The 426-nt window shown below is 56.6% G+C and carries 1 protein-coding gene; it reads right to left on the bottom strand.

The annotated features are described in order from the left end of the window. The coding region (locus tag CVM73_RS40790; RefSeq protein ID WP_208639294.1) for a hypothetical protein at positions 1-224 on the bottom strand (224 nt) is incomplete at its 3' end. Positions 225-426 lie beyond the last annotated feature (202 nt).

The following is a 426-nucleotide window of genomic DNA, read 5'->3' as shown; positions in this document are numbered from 1 at the left end:
GCATATGAGTCATTCTGCGCGGAGAACGGCATCTGAGCGTCACTCGATTTGGTTTTGTCCAATCCGTCCTCAACTGGCGTTGGGTCAGGACCAGACTGGAGCATGCCATCGGAACGAATACGCAGCCCAGAGTAAGGGTCGATCGCCCGCCGCTCGAAGAGCGCTCGCAGTTCTGGCCGGAGGCCATCGCCACAAAGAGCGGCGATAGAATGAAACTTGTGCATGTCGTGCTCCTACGTGTTTGGAGCACGATAGGAGCCTACGCTTCGCGAACCACCCGATTACCGACTATTCGCAGATTCGGACCGGGCAGCCTCACTTTTGATTTTTCGATCGGCACGGAGATGCCGACGAAACCAAGAGCCGAGAACGGCCGAATACGACACGTACCGAGAGACGATCAATGCACCAGGCCAACGACAACAC

This window comes from Bradyrhizobium forestalis, assembly GCF_002795245.1.
Classification (GTDB): domain Bacteria; phylum Pseudomonadota; class Alphaproteobacteria; order Rhizobiales; family Xanthobacteraceae; genus Bradyrhizobium; species Bradyrhizobium forestalis.
This window is presented reverse-complemented; position numbering and strand designations above follow the sequence as displayed.